General features: G+C 65.7%; 15 protein-coding genes. 8 read left to right on the forward strand and 7 right to left on the reverse strand.

Annotated elements, in window-relative coordinates; all coding sequences use genetic code 11:
* Positions 1 to 740: 740 nt before the first annotated feature.
* Complete coding sequence (locus BRAD285_RS27835; protein WP_006610102.1) at positions 741 to 2,441, forward strand: sensor histidine kinase; 1,701 nt, start codon at positions 741 to 743, stop codon at positions 2,439 to 2,441.
* A gap of 330 nt (positions 2,442 to 2,771) precedes the next feature.
* On the forward strand, positions 2,772 to 4,331 hold the full coding sequence (locus BRAD285_RS27840) for a TadE/TadG family type IV pilus assembly protein (protein WP_006610103.1): 1,560 nt from the start codon (positions 2,772 to 2,774) through the stop codon (positions 4,329 to 4,331).
* Positions 4,332 to 4,380: 49 nt separating this feature from the next.
* Here the strand turns inward: BRAD285_RS27840 and BRAD285_RS27845 are convergent, their stop codons facing one another.
* Positions 4,381 to 4,704, reverse strand: a complete 324-nt coding sequence (locus BRAD285_RS27845; RefSeq protein ID WP_050886755.1) for an immunity 53 family protein — start codon at positions 4,702 to 4,704, stop codon at positions 4,381 to 4,383.
* 322 nt (positions 4,705 to 5,026) lie between these two features.
* Here BRAD285_RS27845 and BRAD285_RS27850 point away from each other — a divergent pair, with 322 nt between their 5' ends.
* Both BRAD285_RS27850 and BRAD285_RS27855 read left to right on the forward strand, forming a co-directional pair.
* Positions 5,027 to 6,229: an ABC transporter substrate-binding protein gene (locus BRAD285_RS27850; protein ID WP_006610105.1), complete on the forward strand. Its 1,203-nt coding sequence runs from the start codon at positions 5,027 to 5,029 to the stop codon at positions 6,227 to 6,229.
* A gap of 69 nt (positions 6,230 to 6,298) precedes the next feature.
* Positions 6,299 to 7,009, forward strand: a complete 711-nt coding sequence (locus BRAD285_RS27855; protein WP_035644918.1) for a hypothetical protein — start codon at positions 6,299 to 6,301, stop codon at positions 7,007 to 7,009.
* Here the strand turns inward: BRAD285_RS27855 and BRAD285_RS27860 are convergent.
* Positions 6,999 to 7,847 (reverse strand): tetratricopeptide repeat protein, encoded by an 849-nt coding sequence (locus BRAD285_RS27860; protein WP_006610107.1) that lies wholly within the window; start codon positions 7,845 to 7,847, stop codon positions 6,999 to 7,001. The genes BRAD285_RS27855 and BRAD285_RS27860 overlap by 11 nt on opposite strands.
* Positions 7,848 to 7,990: 143 nt before the next feature.
* On the opposite strand from BRAD285_RS27860, the gene BRAD285_RS27865 reads away from it, so the two are divergent.
* A complete protein-coding gene (locus BRAD285_RS27865; protein ID WP_035644924.1) occupies positions 7,991 to 8,194 on the forward strand; it encodes a hypothetical protein in 204 nt (67 codons plus the stop codon).
* Positions 8,195 to 8,217: 23 nt separating this feature from the next.
* On the opposite strand, the gene BRAD285_RS27870 is transcribed toward BRAD285_RS27865, so the two are convergent.
* Positions 8,218 to 9,165 carry an alpha/beta fold hydrolase gene (locus tag BRAD285_RS27870; protein WP_006610108.1) on the reverse strand — a complete coding sequence of 316 codons (948 nt, stop codon included), beginning with the start codon at positions 9,163 to 9,165 and terminating at the stop codon, positions 8,218 to 8,220.
* A 192-nt stretch (positions 9,166 to 9,357) separates the two neighbouring features.
* Between BRAD285_RS27870 and BRAD285_RS27875 the strand changes: the two genes are divergently transcribed.
* Positions 9,358 to 9,834, forward strand: coding sequence for an Hsp20 family protein (locus BRAD285_RS27875; RefSeq protein ID WP_006610109.1), 477 nt, complete (start codon positions 9,358 to 9,360; stop codon positions 9,832 to 9,834).
* Positions 9,835 to 9,974: 140 nt separating this feature from the next.
* Here BRAD285_RS27875 and BRAD285_RS27880 read toward each other — a convergent pair whose 3' ends face one another.
* On the reverse strand, positions 9,975 to 10,985 hold the full coding sequence (locus BRAD285_RS27880) for a hypothetical protein (RefSeq protein ID WP_087877673.1): 1,011 nt from the start codon (positions 10,983 to 10,985) through the stop codon (positions 9,975 to 9,977).
* Positions 10,986 to 11,546: 561 nt separating this feature from the next.
* Between BRAD285_RS27880 and gltB the strand changes: the two genes are divergently transcribed.
* Both gltB and BRAD285_RS27890 read left to right on the forward strand, forming a co-directional pair.
* Positions 11,547 to 16,283, forward strand: a complete 4,737-nt coding sequence (gltB, locus tag BRAD285_RS27885; RefSeq protein WP_006609204.1) for a glutamate synthase large subunit — start codon at positions 11,547 to 11,549, stop codon at positions 16,281 to 16,283.
* 259 nt (positions 16,284 to 16,542) lie between these two features.
* Positions 16,543 to 17,991 (forward strand): glutamate synthase subunit beta, encoded by a 1,449-nt coding sequence (locus tag BRAD285_RS27890; RefSeq protein WP_006609205.1) that lies wholly within the window; start codon positions 16,543 to 16,545, stop codon positions 17,989 to 17,991.
* Positions 17,992 to 18,909: 918 nt separating this feature from the next.
* Here BRAD285_RS27890 and BRAD285_RS27900 read toward each other — a convergent pair.
* The 3 genes from BRAD285_RS27900 to BRAD285_RS27910 all read right to left on the reverse strand — a co-directional run bounded on the left by BRAD285_RS27900 (position 18,910) and on the right by BRAD285_RS27910 (position 21,761).
* Complete coding sequence (locus BRAD285_RS27900) at positions 18,910 to 19,725, reverse strand: arylamine N-acetyltransferase (protein ID WP_006613062.1); 816 nt, start codon at positions 19,723 to 19,725, stop codon at positions 18,910 to 18,912.
* A 14-nt stretch (positions 19,726 to 19,739) separates the two neighbouring features.
* Entirely contained in the window at positions 19,740 to 20,555 is an 816-nt protein-coding gene (locus BRAD285_RS27905) for an arylamine N-acetyltransferase (protein ID WP_006613063.1), read from the reverse strand.
* A 204-nt stretch (positions 20,556 to 20,759) separates the two neighbouring features.
* Positions 20,760 to 21,761, reverse strand: a complete 1,002-nt coding sequence (locus BRAD285_RS27910) for an SIS domain-containing protein (protein WP_006613064.1) — start codon at positions 21,759 to 21,761, stop codon at positions 20,760 to 20,762.
* Positions 21,762 to 21,898: the final 137 nt, after the last annotated feature.

Here is a 21,898-nt window from a genome sequence, read left to right on the forward strand (position 1 = left end):
AGAGCGTCGACGCGTTACCGGCGAGTTTCCTGACACAGGGAGATCGGCACGTAGTGAACGCATGGTTGAGCGGGCCGCGCAGCCGGCGTGAAGCCCGCTTAACTGTGACCGGCGCGATCTAATTACTTCGCTGGAAGCACGGAATGTCGCACTAATAAGTTGCGCGCCCCTGCAACCTCTCGCTGGGCGGAGCACTGCCTCCCGGGCAGGAGACCAACGCCTCAAAGGCGAATCACCAGGCGAACATTACCAGGACGTGCGGAGGATGGCGCCGGCAGATCGGAAGCCCGGTTGCGACGCGAGCCACTTCGCATGCAGGCCATGGATCACCGCCGATGACGACGTCCGTCCCCGAACTAATAGAATGGGATCGGGCTCACCGCGCCGCCTGCGGGAGCAATGTCGGCGGATGCGGCGCCACCGGCAAAACAATCCCCGGGGCTCATTGGGTGGCGGGCCGTTTCGCGGTCCGGGCACATGGCGCCCCCGCGCGGATCTCGAGTCGTGGCATCTCTCGTGCCCGCCTCGACGCTGGCTCAGCAGCGGAGCCGCTGACGTAGTTGACAGACGAGGACAACAACGCGATCAGTCGACAGCGGCTGAAGCGCGTCAGAATCGCGGGAACAAAAGTTCCACATGGTAGTTCGGGTTCCGCCGCGGCCGGCAGCTTTCCTCGCAGAAGCAGATGTGACGACGCCCGCGGCTGGAGCGTTGAACCGCGCAAGCGGGGAGGAGATGGCGTGTTTCCTGGGGCATTGCGGATCGCGAGAAAATCCCGGACGATCAAGCCCGGGACCTGGCCGATCTCGGCCTACCTCCTCATTCTCGCGCTCGCGACTGCCGTTCCGATCACCGCCTGCGCGGCGTTCCTCGCCTATCACTTCGTCGCGGAATCGTCGCAATATCGGAAGGTCGAGTATGAGGACAGGCTGCGGTTGATGCGCAATGCGACCGAGCTGCGCCTCGCCAACATCATCGAGGATCTTCAGATCCTGGCGCTGTCGCCGCTGCTTGCGGAAGGCCGCTACGAGGAATTCAGGGATCACGCGATCGACGCCGTGAAGCTGATCGGTGGCGTGGCGATCGCATTATATCAGCCCGACGGGCAACAGCTCGTCAACACCCGGCTGGAGCCGGGAACGCCGCTGCCGAAGCGCGTCGCTTTCGATGCCGAGCGCCGCGCGATCGACACCGGCCGTCCGCAGGTCTCGGGCCTGCAGAAGGCGGTGGTCGATGGCCAGGCCATCGTCACGATCGCCGTGCCGGTGCGGATCGCCGGGGAGATCCGCTACGCCCTGAACGTCGGATTGTCGCCGCGCTATCTGTCGACTTTGATGGACGACTACGTGTCGGGGAATCTCGTCGGCAGCATCATCGACCAGCAAGGGCTGCTGCTCGCGCGGCGGCCGCTGCTCGGTGACGACGATCTGATCGGTCAGCCCACGATCCCGGAGGTCAGAGGTCACATCGGACAGGCCGCAGCCTGGTGGATCAAGGCGGTCTCGCGATCCGGCGTCCCGACCTACACGTCGGTGCTGCGCTCCGAGCAGAGCGGCTGGACCGTCAATCTCGCTCTGCCGCGAGACGCCATCGACGGCCCCTTACACCGGACGATCGGATGGATCGTGGCGCTCACCGTCTTCACCTTTGCGCTCGGCATGGTGCTGGCGCGCCTGCTCGCGCATCGCTTCGTCGCCGAGTTCGCTGATCTCGAGCGCTACGTGTCGGGGCTGCAGGCCGGCGCCGTGGCGCCCCGGATGGGGCGGATCGCCGAAGTCAATCGCATGAAGCACGTGCTCTACGAGGTGGGCGGCGAGCTGGCGAGCGCCCTGCGCCAGCAGCGCGACCTGCTCGACGAGATCAATCATCGCGTGAAGAATACGCTGGGAACCGTGCAATCCATCGCGCGCCTATCGCGCGCGAGCGCCGGTGATATCGAGCACTATGTCGCTGCGTTCGAGGCGCGCATCCTTGCGCTGTCCGAGGCGTATAATCTGTTGACCGAGAACAACTGGGTCGGCGCCGACCTCAGGGCCATCGTCGACCGCACGCTGGCGCCCTATGCCGGCCCCGATCGCCTCACCATCAGCGGCCCCCGCCTGCTGCTGCCGCCCAAGCTGACGCTCGCGCTGTCGGCAGCGATCCAGGAGCTGAGCACCAACGCCGCCAAATACGGCGCCTTCTCCACGCCCGCGGGCAAGCTCGACATCGCTTGGACCGGCCAGGAGAGCGGCATCGTCCGACTGGTCTGGACCGAAAGCGACGGGCCGCCGGTCCGCAAGCCGACGCGGCGCGGCTTCGGCACCAAGATGATCACGCGGATGTTCGGCTCGGAGACCGGCTGGTCCGTGACGCTCGACTTTGATCCGAGCGGCCTGCGCTGCGCGATGCAGTTCGGGGTGCAGGAGGAGCGCATCGGTGAGCCTCGGCTGACTGCTTAAGTCCCACGCTCCTCGCAATCCGCAGTCGCCTGAGTGGGCCTAGTGACTGGGCCCGGGCTGAGGGGGGAGCTTACGCGGCCTGAACGCGCCCCAAGGCCCGGCGGGAACTTCGCGCGGAGAAGTACTATAAAACCTCCAAACTTCTCAAGGACTTAAACCCAAACGCAACACCCATGCGCGATATTTTGTCGCATGGCGGTCGGACTTGCGACTGCCCGTGCGCAAACCGACCGGGCGCGCCGGACGTCCCGGCCCCTCCGCGTCGTGAACGCGGGTCAATGAACAGCAAGTCACCGGACCGGACAGGGAACGGGATCTTGGAGGTCAAGCGTGGGTAACAGCCGACGACTGCGACGGGCCGCGGCCCTCACGGCGCTCTTCTTCCGGGACCGCGGGGCCAACATCGGCGTCACCTTCGCGATAGCCCTGCTGCCGATCCTGGCGGCGATCGGATGCGCGACCGACTACTCCATGGCGATGCGGTTGAAGGTCAAGCTGCAATCCGCGGCGGATGCCGCGAGCATCGCCTCGATCGCGGTCAACTCGGCCGGCTATGCAGCGGCCATGGCGATGACATCAGACGGATCGGTGAGTGCGGGCGTCGCGGAAGCCGACAGCATCTTCAAGGGCAACGCCTCCACGATCCAGGGCTATACGCTGACGGCGGAAAGCAGCACCGTCACCAAGAGCGGGGCATCCCTGACGTCGCAGGTCCAGTTCACCGCCAGCATGCCGACGACGTTCCTGGGCGTGATCGGATTTCCCAATCTGACGCTCACCGGCCGCTCGTCATCCTCCGTCACGCTGCCGCTGTACCTCGACTTCTATTTGACCCTGGACGTGTCGGGCTCGATGGGCCTGCCCTCGACGACGGCCGAAGCGCAGCGCATGCAGGCGATCAGCCCCGACAACTACAGGCAATATCCCACCGGCTGCACGCTCGCCTGCCACTTCTCTCCGCAGAACAGCGCTTGCACGGATTCAGGCACGCAGGGCTATCCGACCAACAATTATTGCCTGGGCTATGCAATCTCGCGCGTCAGCCAAAGCGGCTACAAGAGCCTGCTGACGACCAACAAGAACTATCCCAAGGGCGTTGCGCTTCCCTCGACGATCGTGTCCGGGCTGCCGAACTCGCTCTACAACAAGCTGCCGACGGTCGCGAACTGCCCGACCGACGGGACGGATGCCTGCATCCAGCTGCGCCTGGATGCAGTCGGCTACGCGGTCAATCAGCTGTTCACGACGGCGAACAACACCAAGAAGGTCACCAACCAGTTCCGAATCGGCCTCTACCCGTTCATCCGCTATCTCTATTCCTATTATCCGCTCACCACCAATATCAGCGGCTCGACCAGCGATTCGACGACCATCAACTATGCCGCGGCGAACCTCGCGACCTTGCTCGACACCAACACCAACGCATCGCTCGGCTCGGGTGGGACGCATATCGATACGGCGCTCTCCAGCGTCAACAACCTGATCACCAGTGTCGGCAACGGCAGCGCCACCAACAACACCCTGCCTTACGTGTTCCTGGTCACCGACGGCGCGCAGGACCCGCAGGTGAAGGGCGTGCCCAACGGCTCATGGTCCGGCAGCAATCATGCCACCACAATCAATCCGGCTACGTCATGCACGCCGCTGAAGAACCGCGGCATCATCATCTCCGTGCTCTATATTCCTTATCAGCCGATCAACCCGGTCAATGCATCCTTCGCCGGCGACGAAGACGACTACGCCAACAACAACATCCCCAACATTCCACCGAGCCTGCAAGCCTGCGCATCGCCGGGATTCTTCTACACCGCGAACACCCCGGCAGACATCACCTCGGCGCTGAACGCGATGTTCAATCACGCAGTCTCGGAAGCGCATCTGACGCGATGAGGGCACGACCCGGATCAGGGGCAGCCCGCAGTTGGTGGACGGTACGACGTCAATGAGCAGGGTCGCGCGCGGCCGCGATCGCCCATGCGAGGAAGATCGAGATGACGTCGCCGAGGTGATGCGGGCCGCAAAAGGCTTCGAACACCGCGCCGCGGACCCGGCAATGGCACCAATCATCATCCTCGTCGCCCTGAACCTTCACCTCGGTGAACGGGCGCTCTGCCAGCTCTGTGTCGACCAGGTCGATCCTAAGGGCCCATCCCGGACTGTCCAAAGTGTCGATCTTGATCCCGTATTGATGCTCCCACTGGCCGTCGCATTGGGAGGCGTACCAATCCTGGAGGACCTTCAGAGGCTCGCGCTGATCCCGCATCTGCATCTCATTCATTGGGGCGCTGCGGCCCGGGTCGAAGCGGGTCGAAAACGTCAATGGCCCGCATCCGGATCCGGCGCGGCCGGAGCAGGATGACGCAACCCGCCGATCTGCGCGAGGGGCGCCGGGGCACATTGTCCGGACATGCTTTCGTGGACGTCACCTCGCCACGCCCGTCGCTGCGGTTGTAAGCGGCGCCACCTCGATCGTGTCACTTGTGTTGCCGAGGCAGAGCGTCATGATCGTCATTGCTGGCGGGTCGGGACAACCTTAAGCTTCCCAGCCAATTGCCGCCGTCAGCGCGGTGACCAGGGAGGTGTCCATGCGAAGTGCCCTCGCAGCCGCAGGGCTGGCCGTCATCTCGTCCGCGTTCGTGATGCCCGCCTGGGCGGAGGATCCGCCCGGAATCACCGCGAGCGAAATCCGCATCGGCCAGACCATGCCCTATAGCGGACCGGTGTCGGCGTTCGGCATCCTCGGCAAGGGCGAGGTGGCCTATTTCAAGATGGTCAACGACCGCGGCGGCATCAACGGCCGCAAGGTCAACCTGCTCTCGCTTGACGACAGCTACGTGCCGCCGAAGACGGTGGAGCAGACGCGGCGGCTGGTGGAGAGCGACGAGGTCTCCTTCATCTTCTCGACCATGGGCACCGCGCACAACACCGCGATCGCAAAGTATCTTCAGGGAAAGAAGGTGCCGCAGCTGTTCGTGGCCTCGGGCGCCTCGAAGTTCGGCGATCCCCAGCAGTTTCCGCTGGCCCTGATGGGCGTGATGGCGCCGTTCCGCAACGAGGCGCGGATGTATGCGCGCTACGCGCTGGAGAAGAAGACGGACGCGACGTTTGCGATCCTGGCGCAGAACGACGATTTCGGCCGTGACTATCTCGCGGGCCTGAAGGACGTGCTCGGCGAGCGCTTCGACACCGCGGTGACCGTGGCGAGCTACGAGGTGACCGAGCCGACCATCGACTCGCAGATCGTGAAGCTGAAATCGACCGGCGCCGACGCGCTGATCATCGCGGCCACGCCGAAATTCGCCGCGCAGGCGATCCGCAAGACCCATGAGGTCAACTGGCATCCGATGACGTTCCTGACCAACGTCTCAGTGTGGGTGTCCTCGGTGATGGAGCCGGCCGGCCTGGAGGCCGGCACCGGCATCATCTCGACGGCCTATGTGAAGGACCCGCTCGATCCGGCCTGGGCCGAAGATCCCGGCGTCAAGGGCTGGCGCGACTACATGGCGAAATACGTGCCGGACGGCGACATCCGCGATTCCAATTACGTCAACGGCTACAACAACGGCATGGTGCTGGAGCACGTGCTGAAGGCCGCCGGCAACGATCTGTCGCGCGAGAACATCCTCAAGCAGGCGCTGTCGATCAAGGACCTGGAGCTGCCGATGCTGCTGCCCGGCATCAAGGTCAACACGTCCGAGGGCGACCATCTGCCGGTCGAGCAGGTGCAGTTCATGCGCTTCACCGGCAAGCAGTGGGAGCGCTTCGGCGAGGTACTGTCGACCAAATAGCGGCGGGTTGGCGTTTCGGCGCCGAAAGCGTAGACCTCTCCTGTCGACCACAGGAGAGCCGCGGTGCCGATGTCCGAGACTGATGCCCTGACGCTGAAATTCCGCTGCCCCCGGGAGCTCGAAGGCCTCATCCCGCAGCCGCTGCCGGCACCGATGGGCATTCCCGACTGGGTCAAGAGCATGCCGGCGACGGCGTTCAGCGCGCTCAACCAGGCGGAGGAGCAGACGGTCAAGCGCTGCCCGCCGTTCATCGACGCGATGACGGCGGGCTTTCTGATTCCGCTGGTCTGCGATCTCAAGGTCGAGGATGGCGGCATCAGCTGGGACAACGAGCTGCCGCCGGGCGGCGCGATCGACTTTCCACGCTCGCCGGTGAGCTTTCACGACGTGTCGCAGGTGACGGGATCGCCGCTGTCCGAGGCCGACCGCTTCCTGCTGAAGTTCCACAATCTCTGGACGATCGAGGCGCCCGCGGGCTGGTCGCTGCTGTTCACCCATCCGCTCAACCGCTTCGACCTGCCGTTCACGACCGTGACGGGCCTCGTCGATAGCGACCGCTTCCACGACAGCTTCGTGCATTTCCCGGCGCACTGGCACGACACCGCGTTTCGCGGCGTGCTGCCCAGGGGCACGCCGATCGCACAGTGCATCCCGGTGAAGCGGCAGACGTGGACGATGCAGACCTCGGCCTTCACCGACGAGGACGTTGCCGAGATTCACACGGTGCGCGATGCGCTCAAGCGCGAGCAGGGCCTGTATCGCAAGCAGTTCAGGGCTTGACCGCCCCTGCCCCATTGGCGCCGAGGAATTTGGCGGCGTCGCTCGGACGGAAGAAGAAGCGGCCGTGCGAGCTCACGGCCATCGTGTAGGCGGCGCGGCTGAGCAGATGCGGCCGGCCGCGCATGACCGTACGTAGCGCCGCCTCGGCGCCGGCGCGGTCGCCGAGTTCCATCAGGCACATCGCGAGATTGGCGCGGGTCTGGGTGTCCTCTGGCCGCAGGCCGAGCGCATGCTTGTAGGTGCCGGCCGCTTCCGCGTAGTCGCCATCGAGGAACTGCACCCAGGCGAGCTCGATCAGGATGTCGGGACGGCCCGGCGCGGCCTCGCGGGCCGCCACGAAACTCTCCCGCGCGCGGGCGCGCTGATTGGCCTGCAGGCAGAGCCGCCCGAGATCGAGCTTGAGGTCGACACTGTCGGGAGCCAGGAGCAGCGCTTCCTCGATGACGCCGATTGCATCACCGAGCCGGCCGGATTTCGCCAGCCGTCCCGCGAGCTCCTGAAATGCCGGCAGATACGGCGGACGCCGCGCTGCGATCTTGCGCAACTGCGCGAGGCCGTCGGCTGCGCGCCGGGACTCGCACAAGGCGGCGCCGAGCAACGTCTCCAATTCAGGATCGGGACCGCGCAACGCGGCCTTCTCCAGCGGCGCGACCGCCTCGCCGGCGCGCTGCTGGCCGAGCAGCGCATGGGCGTAGACGAGCAACGCGGCGCGATCGGTCTTGACGTTGCGAAGGATGGAGGCTGCGATCTGCTCGGCGCGGGCGAACTGTCGCGCGCGCAGCGCCTGAACCGCTTCCTGCAGCGCCTGAGCCTGCAATTGTTTGCGTCGTTCACTCACTGCTGCTGCCGTCCCAGTGATACGATGCCACGACTAGACCGGCAGCCCTGGCCTGTCCAGCAGCCGCCCCGGCCTCACAAAAGGCCTTGGCACCTCATGCGCGCCGACCGCGTTGACGATCCATCGCAACAAGGAGAGAGACGATGAGCGGGAACGCACGCGACAACGACCTGCGTCTGCAGGACTCCGACGCCACGCTGAATCCGGGCGATGAGGCGCCACGCGGAACACCGGGCACCGGCGAGGATGTCTGCCCCGACTGCAACGGCAGCGGACGGCTCCATGAGGCGCCGTGCCCGACCTGCGGAGGCCGCGGCACGATCGTCCGAGGTGTCGGCGGCGGCTGATTGTCTACGCGACGACGCTGCGTTCACCCGAACAGCGGCGTGCCCGGCACGAAGGCGTCGAAGGCGGCCCAGAACTGCGAACGGTAGCGGTCCTGCTCCTGCAGGATCTCGTGCTTGGCGCCGGCGATGACGAGATGCGAGCCGGCGCGCAGGTGGTAGGCGAACTCCTCGATCGCCGCGGTTGACACCACGGTGTCGCTGGAGGCTGCCAGCATCAGGATCGGCTGGCGGATCTGCGAGGGGTAGGTCATGCCCCGGAACGTCATCATTGCCGAGAAGGCGGCGTCGGCCCAGGCCACGGTGGGCGAGGCGATGCCCAGCGTCGGATCCTCCTCGAGGATCGCGGCGTTGCGGGCGTAGCGCACGGGATCGGACGTCAGCGGGTTGTTGACGAACGGCGCGAGCCCGCTCATCTCGTCATTGCCGCCGGGCACGTAGCGGCCGCCCTGCCCTGCGATCCGCATGGCGCGCAACAGCAGCCGCGCCGGCAGCGAGGTGCGGTTGCCCGGCAGGTCGATCATCGGCGCCGACAGGACGATACGGTCGAACCAGCGCTTGCCGGCATGGGAGAGCCGCAGCAGCACCGTGCCGCCCATCGAATGCGCCAGCGCGAAGTAGGGCGGCGGGCAATCCGGCAGCACCACCTCGGTAATGAAGGTCTCGACGTCGACTTCGTAGTCGGAGAACGACCGCACGTAGCCTTTGCGGGAATCGCGCAGCCGACGCGACGAATGGCCCTGGCCGCGCCAGTCGATGATGGCGACCGCAAAGCCGCGGTCGCGCAGATCGCGGACCGTCTCGAAATACTTCTCGATCGACTCGCTGCGGCCGGTGAACACGCAGACAGTGCCCTTGCGTCCCGCAGGCGGTGCCCAGCGCGCAAAGCGCAGCTCGGCGCCATCAGGGGTCTTGATGGTGCCGGCGGTGGCGTTTTCGGGGACGGGATTGGCGGGAATCGAGACGAGCGTCATGAGGCGCCCATCGAATAGGTGAAAGGCCCAGGGAATCAAGGGGTGGAACGGCAAAAAGAGCGCGTTTGGGCGCTCTTGAAGGTGCAAACCTCCGACCCATATCGAGATCGTGCAGGCCGTCATGGCTGCACGACAGCCCGGCCCGATGGCGGGCGGGTTTGCCTAACAGTCGCTCAATGGAGGACTTCGACAATGCGTACCTACGACCTCACCCCGTTCTATCGTTCCACCGTCGGTTTCGACCGTCTGTTCTCGCTGCTCGATCAGGCGACCGCCGAGCCCAGCCCCGGCTATCCGCCCTACAATATCGAGCGCACCGGTGAGAACGCCTACCGCATCACGGTTGCCGTCTCCGGCTTTGGCAAGGATGAGCTCTCCCTCGTCGCGAAGGAAAACACGCTGACGATCAAGGGCGAGAAGGCCGCCAACGAGAACGGCAAGAAGAGCGAGGTGCTGTATCGCGGCATCGCCGCCCGGGCGTTCGAGCGCAGCTTCCAGCTCGCCGACCATGTGGTCGTGAAGAACGCCAGCCTCGAGAACGGCCTGCTCCACGTCGACCTCGTACGCGAGATCCCCGAGGCCAAGAAGCCGCGGTCCATTCCGATCTCGACCAATGCGAAAGCCGAGCAGCCGGCGATCGAAGGAACCGCCGAGAAGGCTGCTGCGTAACAGGCCGAACAGCTCCCAGAATACGAACGCCCCGGGAAACCGGGGCGTTTTTGTGTGCGGGGTTCGGTCGATGGTTCCGCGATGTTCGCCGGCCCGCGGCTCTATTCACGCAACGCTAGCCAAGAGGTGCCCGGCTGCTGTTACTCCAGCCCTTGCGCCGGCGGCATCTTTGCGGTCGGCAGGATCTGCGGCGCCGGTTTGGCTGCAGGCGCAATCGATCCGGTTGTCTGCGGAGCGGCTGCCGCCGACTGGACGGGCTTGGCGTCCAACGGCTTCGCATCAGACGATTTGGGCTCGGCCGGCTTGGTATCGACCGCCTTCGCGTCAGCCTTCGTCTCGGCTTTAGCTTCCACCGGCTTCGTCTCGGCCGGGTTCATATCCGCAGGCTTCGCTTCGGCCGGCTTGATGTCGGCGGTCTTCGGCACGGACGCCTTCGGAGCATCAGCCGGCTTCGGCGCGAGCGCCGCGGTCTGCGGCGACGGCGCGGCCGGTCGGACGGCCGGAGCGGCAGGCCGCGGCGCCTGCGCCGGGGCAACGGCCGCCACCCGCGGCGCGAACGGCGCCGGCGGCACGATACGCGGATCGGCCCGGATCACGGTCGGTGCTGGCAGGCGGTCGAGGCCGCCGCGCGGGGCCGGCTCGTAGCGCATCCGCTCGTACTGCTCGCCCCACTGGAACGCCGGCACGAAGCGAATGATGCGACCGGAGCGGGCGTCGACCACGAGCTTGCCGTCCTCGCCCTGACGGTCGAGCACCGCCACGACATAGACGTTGCCGCGCTGGCGCGGCGCGCCGAGCGGCGAAAAGCCGTTGTCGCGCAGGATGGCATAGACCTCATGCACCGGCAGGAACGCCGGCGCGTAGCCATAGTCCTGCTGATAGCCGTCACGGTAGCCGTCCTGCCGATAGCCATCCTGGCGGTATACCGGCGCCGGCGGCGCGTAGCGCTCCTCCCGGTAGCCGTCATCGGGACCAGCCCCGTAACCGTAGCGCGGCGGCGGCGCCGGGATCACGGCCGGCGGCGCCTCGGAATAAGGCGCATCGAAATCGGAGACCGCCGTATACGGCCCGCGCATACCCGGCAGCGGCTCCGCCTGGGCGGCAAAGGCTGCGATCAACGAGGCCGAGACGGCTCCAACTAGCAACTTCATGGCTCAAAGCTCCTGCATGCCCCCGCACGTGAAGCTGTTCGCTTCTTCAAGTGCCGCAGAAGGTCTGCCGCGATTCCGGCGGTCCTGGGTCGGAGTGTGGGCGGGATCGGGGCGCCGTGTTGCAAAATCGAGCGCGACGCGTGATCGCCTCGCCGGTTTCGCTCGTTCGGTCAGCGGCAGAAGCGGAAGATTTGCCGGGAGAATGCCGGCGAGACCACGCCGGAACCAGGGACTCCGGTGCCCTTGTGTGATAGGTTAAACTTTGGCATCTTGCGGTTTAGGACAGAATTGCTGTCTAAAATTTCGTTGCAAAGGTGACCGAGACTTTGCAATGATGTTACGGCGCCCAGTGGCCTAGCGGCATGGGCGTTGCGACATGAACAGGCCGTGATCATCCAGCGGGGACGTGGTCCCCCGGTGATTGGCCTGAACTCTGCAAATGCGGCTCGCTGAGAAGGACGAGCGTTGGTTCCGGAGAGGAGCCCGCGCAGCGCCCGGGGTGCGCCGGACTGTGTACCGGACTGTGGTGAAGGCCCTGACCAATAACTGATGGGGACGGATATGAGCGGATCGAAGGTCGAGCACGGGAAGTTGGGCGGCGCGGTGCTGGCTGTGGATTCGCACGAAAAACCGGCCGAGATCACGCGCGAGCTGCATACGTGGCGTCCCGAGGCGGAAGGTCTCTATGACCCCGCGCAGGAGAAGGATTCCTGCGGCGTCGGCTTCATCGCCAACATCAAGGGTGAGAAGTCGCACCAGATCGTCGCGGATGCGCTGAACATCCTGTGCAACCTCGAGCACCGTGGCGCCGTCGGCGCCGACCCGCGCTTCGGCGACGGCGCCGGCATCCTGGTGCAGATCCCGCACGCGTTCTTCTCGCGCAAGGCGAAGGAGCTCGGCTTCACTTTGCCCGCTCCAGGCGAATACGCCATCGGCGCGCTGTTCATGCCGCGCGACGAGGCCTGGCGGAACGTCATCAAGAGCATCATCGCCGACCAGATCGAGGACGAGGGCCTGGTGCTGCTCGGCTGGCGCGACGTGCCGACCGACAACTCCTCGCTGGGCGTGACGGTCAAGCCGACCGAGCCGCGCAGCATGCAGGTGTTCATCGGCCGCAACGGCGCCGCCAAGACCGAGGACGAGTTCGAGCGCAAGCTCTACATCCTGCGCAAGTCGATCTCGCAGGCGATCTATCAGCGCCGCGACCGCGGCATGTCGGGCTACTATCCGTGCTCGATGTCGTGCCGGACCGTGATCTACAAGGGCATGTTCCTGGCTGACCAGCTCGGCAAGTACTACGCCGATTTGCACGAGCCGGACTTCGAGAGCGCGCTGGCGCTGGTGCACCAGCGCTTCTCGACCAACACCTTCCCGACCTGGTCGCTGGCGCATCCCTACCGGATGATCGCGCATAATGGCGAGATCAACACGTTGCGTGGCAACGTCAACTGGATGGCGGCGCGCCAGGCGTCGGTGTCGTCGGAGCTGTTCGGCAAGGACATCAGCCGGCTCTGGCCGATTTCCTATGAAGGCCAGTCCGACACCGCCTGCTTCGACAACGCGCTCGAATTCCTGGTGCAGGGCGGCTACTCGCTGCCGCACGCGGTCATGATGATGATCCCGGAGGCGTGGGCCGGCAATCCGTTGATGAGCGAGGAGCGCCGCTCGTTCTACGAATATCACGCCGCGCTGATGGAGCCGTGGGACGGCCCCGCCGCGATCGCCTTCACCGACGGGCGCCAGATCGGCGCCACGCTCGACCGCAACGGCCTGCGGCCGGCGCGCTATCTCGTGACCAAGGACGACCGCATCGTGATGGCGTCCGAGATGGGCGTGCTGAAGATTCCGGAGGACCAGATCGTCACCAAGTGGCGGCTGCAGCCCGGCAAGATGCTGCTGGTCGATCTCGAACAGGGCCGCCTGATCCCGGATGACGAGATCAAGGCGCAGCTCGCCGCCAGCCATCCCTACACCGAGTGGCTCGCCCGCACGCAGATCCAGGTCGAGAAGCTGCCGGATGCGCCGACCAAGGGCGCGCGGACCAACCTGCCGCTGCTCGATCGGCAGCAGGCGTTCGGCTACACGGCCGAGGACATCAACATCCTGATGACCCCGATGGCTGCGACCGGCGAGGAGGCGACGGGCTCGATGGGCAACGACGCGCCGATCTCGGCGCTGTCGGACAAGCCGAAGCTGCTGTTCACCTACTTCAAGCAGAACTTCGCCCAGGTCACCAACCCGCCGATCGATCCGATCCGCGAGGAGCTGGTGATGAGCCTGGTGTCGATCATCGGCCCGCGCCCGAACCTGTTCGACCTCGAAGGCGTCGCCTCGACCAAGCGGCTCGAAGTGCATCAGCCGATCCTGACGGATGCGGATCTGGAGAAGATCCGCTCGATCTCGGAGGTTTCCGACAGCCACTTCGTCTCGCGCACACTGGACACCACGTTCGATGCGAGCCTGGGCGCCGCCGGCTTCGAGCAGGTGCTCGACGATCTCTGCGGCCGTGCGGAAGCTGCCGTCCGCGAGGGCGTCAACATCATTATCCTGTCCGACCGCATGGCGTCGGCCGACCGGATCCCGATCCCGTCGCTTTTGGCCTGCGCTGCCGTGCATCATCATCTGATCCGCACCGGCCTGCGCACGTCGGTCGGCCTCGTCGTCGAGAGCGGCGAGCCGCGCGAGGTGCATCACTTCGCGTGTCTCGCCGGCTATGGCGCCGAGGCGATCAACCCGTATCTCGCCTTCGAGACGATCATCGCGCTGAAGGACAAGCTGCCGGGCGCGCTGAGCGACTACGAGGTCGTCAAGCGCTACATCAAGTCCATCGGCAAGGGCCTGCTCAAGGTCATGTCGAAGATGGGCATCTCGACCTACCAGTCCTATTGCGGCGCGCAGATCTTCGACGCGGTCGGCCTTCGTGCCGAGTTCGTGCAGAAGTTCTTCGCTGGCACCCACACCCGCGTCGAAGGCGTCGGCCTCGCCGAGATCGCCGAGGAGACCACGCGCCGTCACCGCGACGCGTTCGGCGATGCGCTGGTCTACAAGTCCGCGCTCGATGTCGGCGGCGAATATGCCTTCCGCACCCGAGGCGAGGACCATGCGTGGACCGCCGAGTCCGTCGCGACCTTGCAGCATGCGGTGCGCGGCAATTCCAAGGACCGCTACCAGGCGTTCGCCAAGCTGCTCAACGAGCAGTCCGAGCGACTCCTGACCCTGCGCGGCCTGTTCCGGATCAAGTCGGCCGAGGACGACAAGCGCAAGCCGGTCCCGCTCGACGAGGTCGAGCCGGCCAAGGAGATCGTCAAGCGCTTCGCCACCGGTGCGATGTCGTTCGGCTCGATCTCGCGCGAGGCGCATACGACGCTCGCGATCGCCATGAACCGGATCGGCGGCAAGTCGAACACCGGCGAAGGCGGCGAGGAGGCCGACCGCTTCAAGCCGCTGCCCAACGGCGACTCCATGCGCTCGGCGATCAAGCAGGTCGCCTCGGGCCGGTTCGGCGTGACGACGGAGTATCTCGTCAACTCCGACATGATGCAGATCAAGATGGCGCAGGGCGCGAAGCCCGGCGAAGGCGGCCAGCTGCCCGGCCACAAGGTCGATGCCACGATCGCCAAGGTGCGTCACTCGACCCCGGGTGTCGGCCTGATCTCGCCGCCGCCGCACCACGACATCTACTCGATCGAGGACCTCGCGCAGCTGATCTACGACCTGAAGAACGTCAATCCGGACGGTCAGGTCTCGGTCAAGCTGGTCTCCGAGATCGGCGTCGGCACCGTTGCGGCCGGCGTGGCCAAGGCGCGCGCCGACCATGTGACGATCGCGGGCTTCGAGGGCGGCACCGGTGCCTCTCCCCTCACCTCGATCAAGCATGCGGGCTCGCCGTGGGAGATCGGCCTCGCCGAGACGCATCAGACGCTGGTGCGCGAGCGGCTGCGCAGCCGCATCGTGGTCCAGGTCGACGGCGGCTTCCGCACCGGCCGTGACGTCGTCATCGGCGCACTCCTTGGCGCCGATGAGTTCGGCTTCGCCACCGCACCGCTGATCGCGGCCGGCTGCATCATGATGCGCAAGTGCCACCTCAACACCTGCCCGGTTGGCGTCGCCACCCAGGACCCGGTGCTGCGCAAGCGCTTCACCGGCCAGCCGGAACACGTCATCAACTACTTCTTCTTCGTCGCCGAGGAAGTCCGCGAGATCATGGCAGCCCTCGGCTACCGCTCGTTCAACGAGATGGTCGGCCAGGTGCAGATGCTCGACCAGTCCAAGCTGGTGGCGCATTGGAAGGCCAAGGGCCTCGACTTCTCAAAGCTGTTCGTGAAGCAGAAGGAAGCGCCGGGCCAGAAGATCTTCCACTCGGAGAAGCAGGATCATCACCTCGACGCCGTTCTCGACCGCAGACTGATCGAGCAGGCCAGGCCCGCGCTCGACCGCGGCGCGCCGGTGAGAATCGAGGCCGAGATCAACAACACCGACCGTTCGGCGGGCGCGATGCTCTCCGGCGCGGTGGCCAAGATCTACGGCCATGCCGGCCTGCCGCAGGACACGATCCATGTCAGCCTGAAGGGCACCGCCGGCCAGGCCTTCGGCGCCTGGCTCGCCAATGGCGTCACCTTCGAGCTCGAAGGCGAAGGCAACGACTATGTCGGCAAGGGCCTGTCGGGCGGCCGCATCATCGTCAAGCCGCCGCGCAACTCCGGCATCGTGCCGGAGGAGTCGATCATCGTCGGCAACACCGTGATGTACGGCGCCATCTCCGGCGAGTGCTTCTTCCGCGGCATCGCCGGCGAGCGCTTCGCTGTGCGTAACTCCGGCGCGGTCGCCGTCGTCGAGGGCGCAGGCGATCATTGCTGCGAATACATGACCGGCGGCATCGTGGTCGTGCTCGGCAAGACCGGGCGCAACTTCGCGGCAGGCATGTCGGGCGGCGTCGCCTACGTGCTCGACGAGGCCGGCGACTTCGACAAGCATTGCAACATGGCGATGGTCGAGCTCGAGCCGGTGCTGTCGGAGGAGATGATCGCGGAAGCTTCCTATCACCAGATGGGCGACCTCGAGGCGCATGGCCGGGTCGACGTGTTCAAGAACCTGCTGGCGTCCGACGTCGAGCGCCTGCACGTCCTGATCTCGCGCCACGCCAAGGCCACCGGCTCCAGGCGCGCCGCCGACATCCTGGCGAACTGGAAGGACTTTGCGCCGAAGTTCCGCAAGGTCATGCCGGTCGAGTACCGCCGCGCGCTGAAGGAAATGGCGGCCAACGCCGACGCCGAGCCGAAGATCGCGATCGGGGCTTGATGCACGGAAGTAACCAAGGACGTCATTGCGAGCGCAGCGAAGCAATCCAGGGCCCAGAAGAAAGTCTGGATTGCTTCGTCGCCTTCGGCTCCTCGCAATGACGAAGTGAGAAAGGGACGGGCCTCATCCTTCGAGACGCGGCGAAGACGCCGCTCCTCAGGATGAGGATGAAAAGCAGAATGTTGATCCCTCATGGTGAGGAGGCGCGGAAGCGCTGTCTCGAACCATGAGGCCCGAGCAGTCAGGGACGTCGTAGGTCATGGGCAAGGTCACAGGTTTTCTCGAAATCGAGCGGCACGATCGCAAATACGCGCCGGTTGCCGAGCGGCTGAAGCATTTCCAGGAATTCGTGGTGCCGCTCTCCGAGAAGGAGCTGCGCGACCAGGCGGCGCGCTGCATGAATTGCGGCATTCCCTATTGCCACGGCACCGGCTCGGCCGCGCCGGGCACGCCCGGCTGCCCGGTCAACAACCAGATCCCGGACTGGAACGACCTGATCTACAACGGCAACTGGGAAGAGGCATCGCGCAACCTGCACTCGACCAACAACTTCCCGGAGTTCACCGGCCGCATCTGCCCCGCCCCGTGCGAGGCGTCGTGCACCCTGAACATCGACGACAATCCGGTGACCATCAAGACGATCGAATGCGCCATCGTCGACAAGGCGTTCGAGCAGGGCTGGATCAAGCCCGAGCCGGCCGCGGTCAAGACCGGCAAGAAGGTCGCGATCGTCGGCGCCGGCCCCGCGGGCCTCGCCGCCGCGCAGCAGCTCGCGCGCGCCGGCCACGAGGTGCATGTCTATGAGAAGCACGCCAAGGCCGGCGGTCTGCTTCGCTACGGCATTCCCGACTTCAAGATGGAGAAGGGCATCATCGACCGCCGCATCGCGCAGATGGAAGGCGAAGGCGTCGTCTTCCACTACGGCGCCCATGTCGGCGGCAAGGACGGGATCGATGCCAAGTCGCTGCTGAAGGATTACGACGCCGTGGCACTGACCGGCGGCGCGGAAGCCCCGCGCGACCTGCCGATCCCCGGCCGCGATCTCGCCGGCGTCCACTACGCCATGGACTTCCTGCCGCAACAGAACCGCCGCGTCGGCAACGAGGCCGTCAACGCCACCGACATCCTCGCCGGTGGCAAGCATGTCGTCGTGATCGGCGGCGGCGACACCGGCTCCGACTGCATCGGCACCTCGCTGCGCCAGGGCGCGCTGTCCGTCACCCAGCTCGAGATCATGCCGGCCCCGCCGGAGCGCGAGAACAAGGAGCTGACCTGGCCGAACTGGCCCTTGAAGATGCGGACCTCGTCGAGCCAGGCCGAAGGCGCGGTGCGCGAATTCGCGGTGCTGACGCAGAAGTTCGAGGGCGAGAACGGCGCGGTCAAGAAGCTGCACTGCGTGCGCGTCGACGCGCAGTTCAAGCCGATCGCCGGCACCGAGTTCGTGCTCGATGCCGACCTCGTGCTGCTGGCGATGGGCTTCGTGCATCCCGTGCACGAGGGCCTGCTGAAGAGCCTGGGCGTCGACCTCGACCCGCGCGGCAACGTCAAGGCCAATTTGTCGGACTACCAGACCTCGCTGCCGAAGGTGTTCTCCGCCGGCGACATGCGCCGCGGCCAGTCGCTGGTTGTCTGGGCCATCCGCGAAGGCCGCCTGTGCGCCCAGGCCGTCGACAAGTTCCTGATGGGCAAGACCGATCTGCCGCGCTGAGCGAGGCCACGCCGCGCATATCTGGACTCCACCTTCTTAGTTGGATCCGATCCACCACCCCGACGCCGGTGCGCTCCCCTCCCCCTTGCGGGGAGGGGTCGGGGGTGGGGGTCTCCGGGCGCTGACCGTCGTGGAGTTCGCCGGCGCTATACGGCAGGCGCAGCTCTCGCCGACGCCCTCCATCCTCGCTACTACCGTCATTGCGAGCGCAGCGAAGCAATCCAGAGTCGTGGGCGGGCCTCTGGATTGCTTCCTGCGCTCGCAATGACGCGGTGAGGCCATGGTCTCGGACGAACAGCGAGCCCGTGGATGATTGCCCAGCTCTCGTCACATCGAGCGGGACTCGTGGCCCCCCACCCCCGACCCCTCCCCGCAAGGGGGAGGGGAGCTCACTGTCTGCGCTGTGGGAGATCGGGTCTATTCAGACAACGGTAAAACAAAACGGGGTGGGGGCTTCCACGACGTGAGTCTCCGCGCGGCCTGAAGTGGCAGGTCAGGCCGTCGTTCTCAGATCGATCGGATGAACGTCGAAACGTCAGGGTCGACGTTTCAGCCGTGAAGCCCCCACCCGTCCTGGCCGCAAGGCCAGCTCGGATGAGCCGCGCATGTCGCGGCTCTGAGGTCAGGCGAGGGGCGGACCACAGCGGGGGCGGCGCTGCCCTATGATCTCGCGCGGGATTGATCGCGTCGCGTGCACCACCATGTCAGCCATGCTGGACGATCCCCATTGTTCCACGGCTGGACGCCGCGAGCCCCGTCAGGTCACGCAACCTAAAGGTGCGATTCTTAAGATAGACCAAACGGAAGTTCCGACTTTCCAAACAAATGACGCACGCCCAACAGCCGCGTCAGTCAGAGTTCAGCAAGCGATCTTTGTTCGATCTACGAACATTGAAATACTGTATCTTTATACCGCCGTCAATCCGCCGTCCGCGCCCAGATCGCGCCGATCGGGACCGGCGGCGTCACACGAAACACATCCTCAATGAGCCGGCCAAGCTCGGCGGCGCTGGCGACGATCCGCTCCTCGATCACCTCGCCGTCGCGCACCTGGCGCTGATAGCGGCGGCTGACCAGCTTGTGCCGCACGGTCGGCTCCACGCGCTCCACCATCAGCGTGTGCGTGGCCGGCACGGTCGCATTCGTCGACGTGTACCAACTGCCGAGCACGTAGTCGGCGTGGATCTGCGGCGCGAGATCGAACGCGTACATCATCCGCCAGCCGGTCGGCTGCTTGGCGCTAATCGTATAGAGCCCGTCCCAGGTGCCGATGCGGAACGTGCCCATCGGTGTGCTCTGCTCAAGCCCGACCTCAAGCCGAACCGGTCCATCCATCATGCAGATGCCGAAGCCGACATCGACGAGATGCGGCCGGCCTTCGACTTCCACCAGCAGCATCATGTGCTGGCGCGGCCCGAGCGGATCTGTCGGCTGCGAGCGCCAGCGCACCCGGCCCGTCAGGCCGGTGACCTTGAAGCCGATCGCCTCCAGCGCCGCCTGGAACAGCACGTTCTGCTCGAAGCAATAGCCGCCGCGGCGGCCGTGGACGAGCTTCTGCTGCACCGAGGCGAGATCGACATGGACCGGACGCCCCATCAGCGGATCGAGCGCCTCGAACGGCAGCGCGTCGACATGCGCGGCTTGTAGCGCGTTCAGCGTGGCTAGGTCGGGCGCAAGCGGGCCGCGATAAGCGATACGGGTGAGATAGGACTCCAGCTGAAACTCATCCGCCATCGCCGCGCCTTCCCTCAGCTCTCGATCCGCGCCCAGACCACATCGGCGGCGACCGGGAATGTGACGCCGAAGATTTCCTCGACCACGCGCTGCAACGCCTCCGGCGTCTCGATGATCTGCTCGCTCCGGATCTCGCCGTTGCGCGCCTCGACGACCAGCCGGCGGTTGACCAGCTTGTAGCGCAGCTCGGACGTCAGCCGTTCCAGGATCAGCATCGAGGTGAACGGCGTCAGCGGACTGGTCGAGGTGAACCAGTTGGAGAGCATGTAGTCGGCGTGGACCTGCGGCGTCAGATCAAAGACGTACATCATGCGCCAGCCCGTCGGCAGCTTCGTGGCGAGCCAATACATTCCGTCGGAGAACGTGAGGCGGAATGTGCCCATCGCGGTTGCCTGCTCGATGTCCGGCACCATCCGCAGCGGCATGTCAAACAGGCAGGAGCCGAAGCCGACATCAGCCAGATAAGGTCCCTCCGGCAGGTCGACCTTCAACATCATATGCGTGCGCGGCGTCAGCGGCGCATCGGCATCGACGCGCCAGCGCACCCGGGCCGACAGCGGCGTCACGGCGAAGCCGATCGCATCCAGCGCGGCTTTGAGCAGCGCGTTCTGCTCGAAGCAATAGCCGCCACGGCGGCCGTCGATGATCTTGGCCTGCAGCGAGGGGAGATCAATGTTCACGGGCCGGCCAAGCAGCGGATCAATGCCCTCGAACGCGATCGCATCGACATGCGCCGCCTGCAGTCCGGCAAGCGTCTCGAAGGTCGGGGTCAGCGGCCCGCGATAGCCGATCCGCGCGAGATATTTGTCGAGATTGAAGTCGGGAGGCATCGTGCGAAAACTTCTAGCGGCCTTAGGGCACCATGTCGATTTGGCGTCATTGCGAGCCTAGCGACGTGTCCGCCGTAGCTCAAAGAGCGAAGGCGGAAGCAATCCAGGGCTCAGCAAGGATTCTGGATTGCTTCGTCGCGGAGCCTGTCATCGGGCCGCGCTTGGCGCGGACCCGTTGGCTCCTCGCAATGACGGTGAGCGAGATCACGCCACCCCGGCGCGCAAGAGATCGTGCATGTGCAGGATGCCGACCGGCTTGGCGCCATCGGTCACGATCAGGGTCGTGATCTTGGCGGAGTTCAGGATCTCCAGGGCCTCTGACGCCAGCGCCTCGCGGCGGACGGTGCGCGGGTTGGCGGTCATGATCTCGTCGACCGAAACCGACAAGAGATCGGACCGCATCTTCCGGCGCAGATCGCCGTCGGTGATGATGCCAGCGACATGGCCGCGGCCGTCGACGACCACGACGCAGCCGAGGCCCTTGGCGGTCATCTCTTCCAACGCGTCGGCCATGCCGGTGCCCAGAGGCTTGAGCGGCACGGCGTCGCCGGAGCGCATCAGATCGGAGATGTGCTTGAGCATGGCGCCGAGCTTGCCGCCCGGATGGAAATTGGCGAATTCGAGCGCAGTGAAGCCGCGGCCCTCGAGCAGCGCAATCGCCAGGGCATCGCCGATCGCCGCCTGCATCAGGGTCGAGGTGGTCGGCGCGAGATTATGAGGACAGGCCTCGCGGGCCTTCGGCAGCTCCAGCACGATGCGCGCCGCCTGCCCCAGCGACGACTGCGCATTCGAGGTGATCGCGATCATCGGAATGGCGAAGCGCTTGGTGTAGTTGACCAGGGTCTTCATCTCCGGCTGCTCGCCGGACCAGGACAGCGCGATGACGACGTCGTCCGAGGTGATCATGCCGAGATCGCCGTGCCCCGCCTCGGCGGAATGGACGAAGAAGGCCGGCGTGCCGGTGGAAGCCAGCGTGGCCGCCATCTTGCGCGCGACATGGCCGGACTTGCCGAGGCCAGTGAGGATCGCGCGGCCCTTGGCCTGTCGGATCAGCTCGACCGCCGAGGCAAAGGCGGGGCCGAGGGCCCCGCGCAGCGCGGCCGAGATCGCAGCAATACCGTTGCTGCCGGCGTCGAGCGTGCGCAGCGCCGATTGGATATCCGCGTTAGCGGGAGGGGCTTCGGTCAACGGCTTCGATCTCGGCATTCTCTCATCCAAGGCTGAGACAGTCAGGCGCCGCTCTTTAGCATGGGTAAGGCGGCAAGGCGTCATCAACAGCCCATTAACCATATTTGTTTTTACTCCCTTAACGACGGTGTTTGCCGGCGGCACGCGGCTGCTTG

It is taken from the genome of Bradyrhizobium sp. ORS 285, from assembly GCF_900176205.1.
In the GTDB taxonomy this organism is placed as follows: Bacteria; Pseudomonadota; Alphaproteobacteria; order Rhizobiales; family Xanthobacteraceae; genus Bradyrhizobium.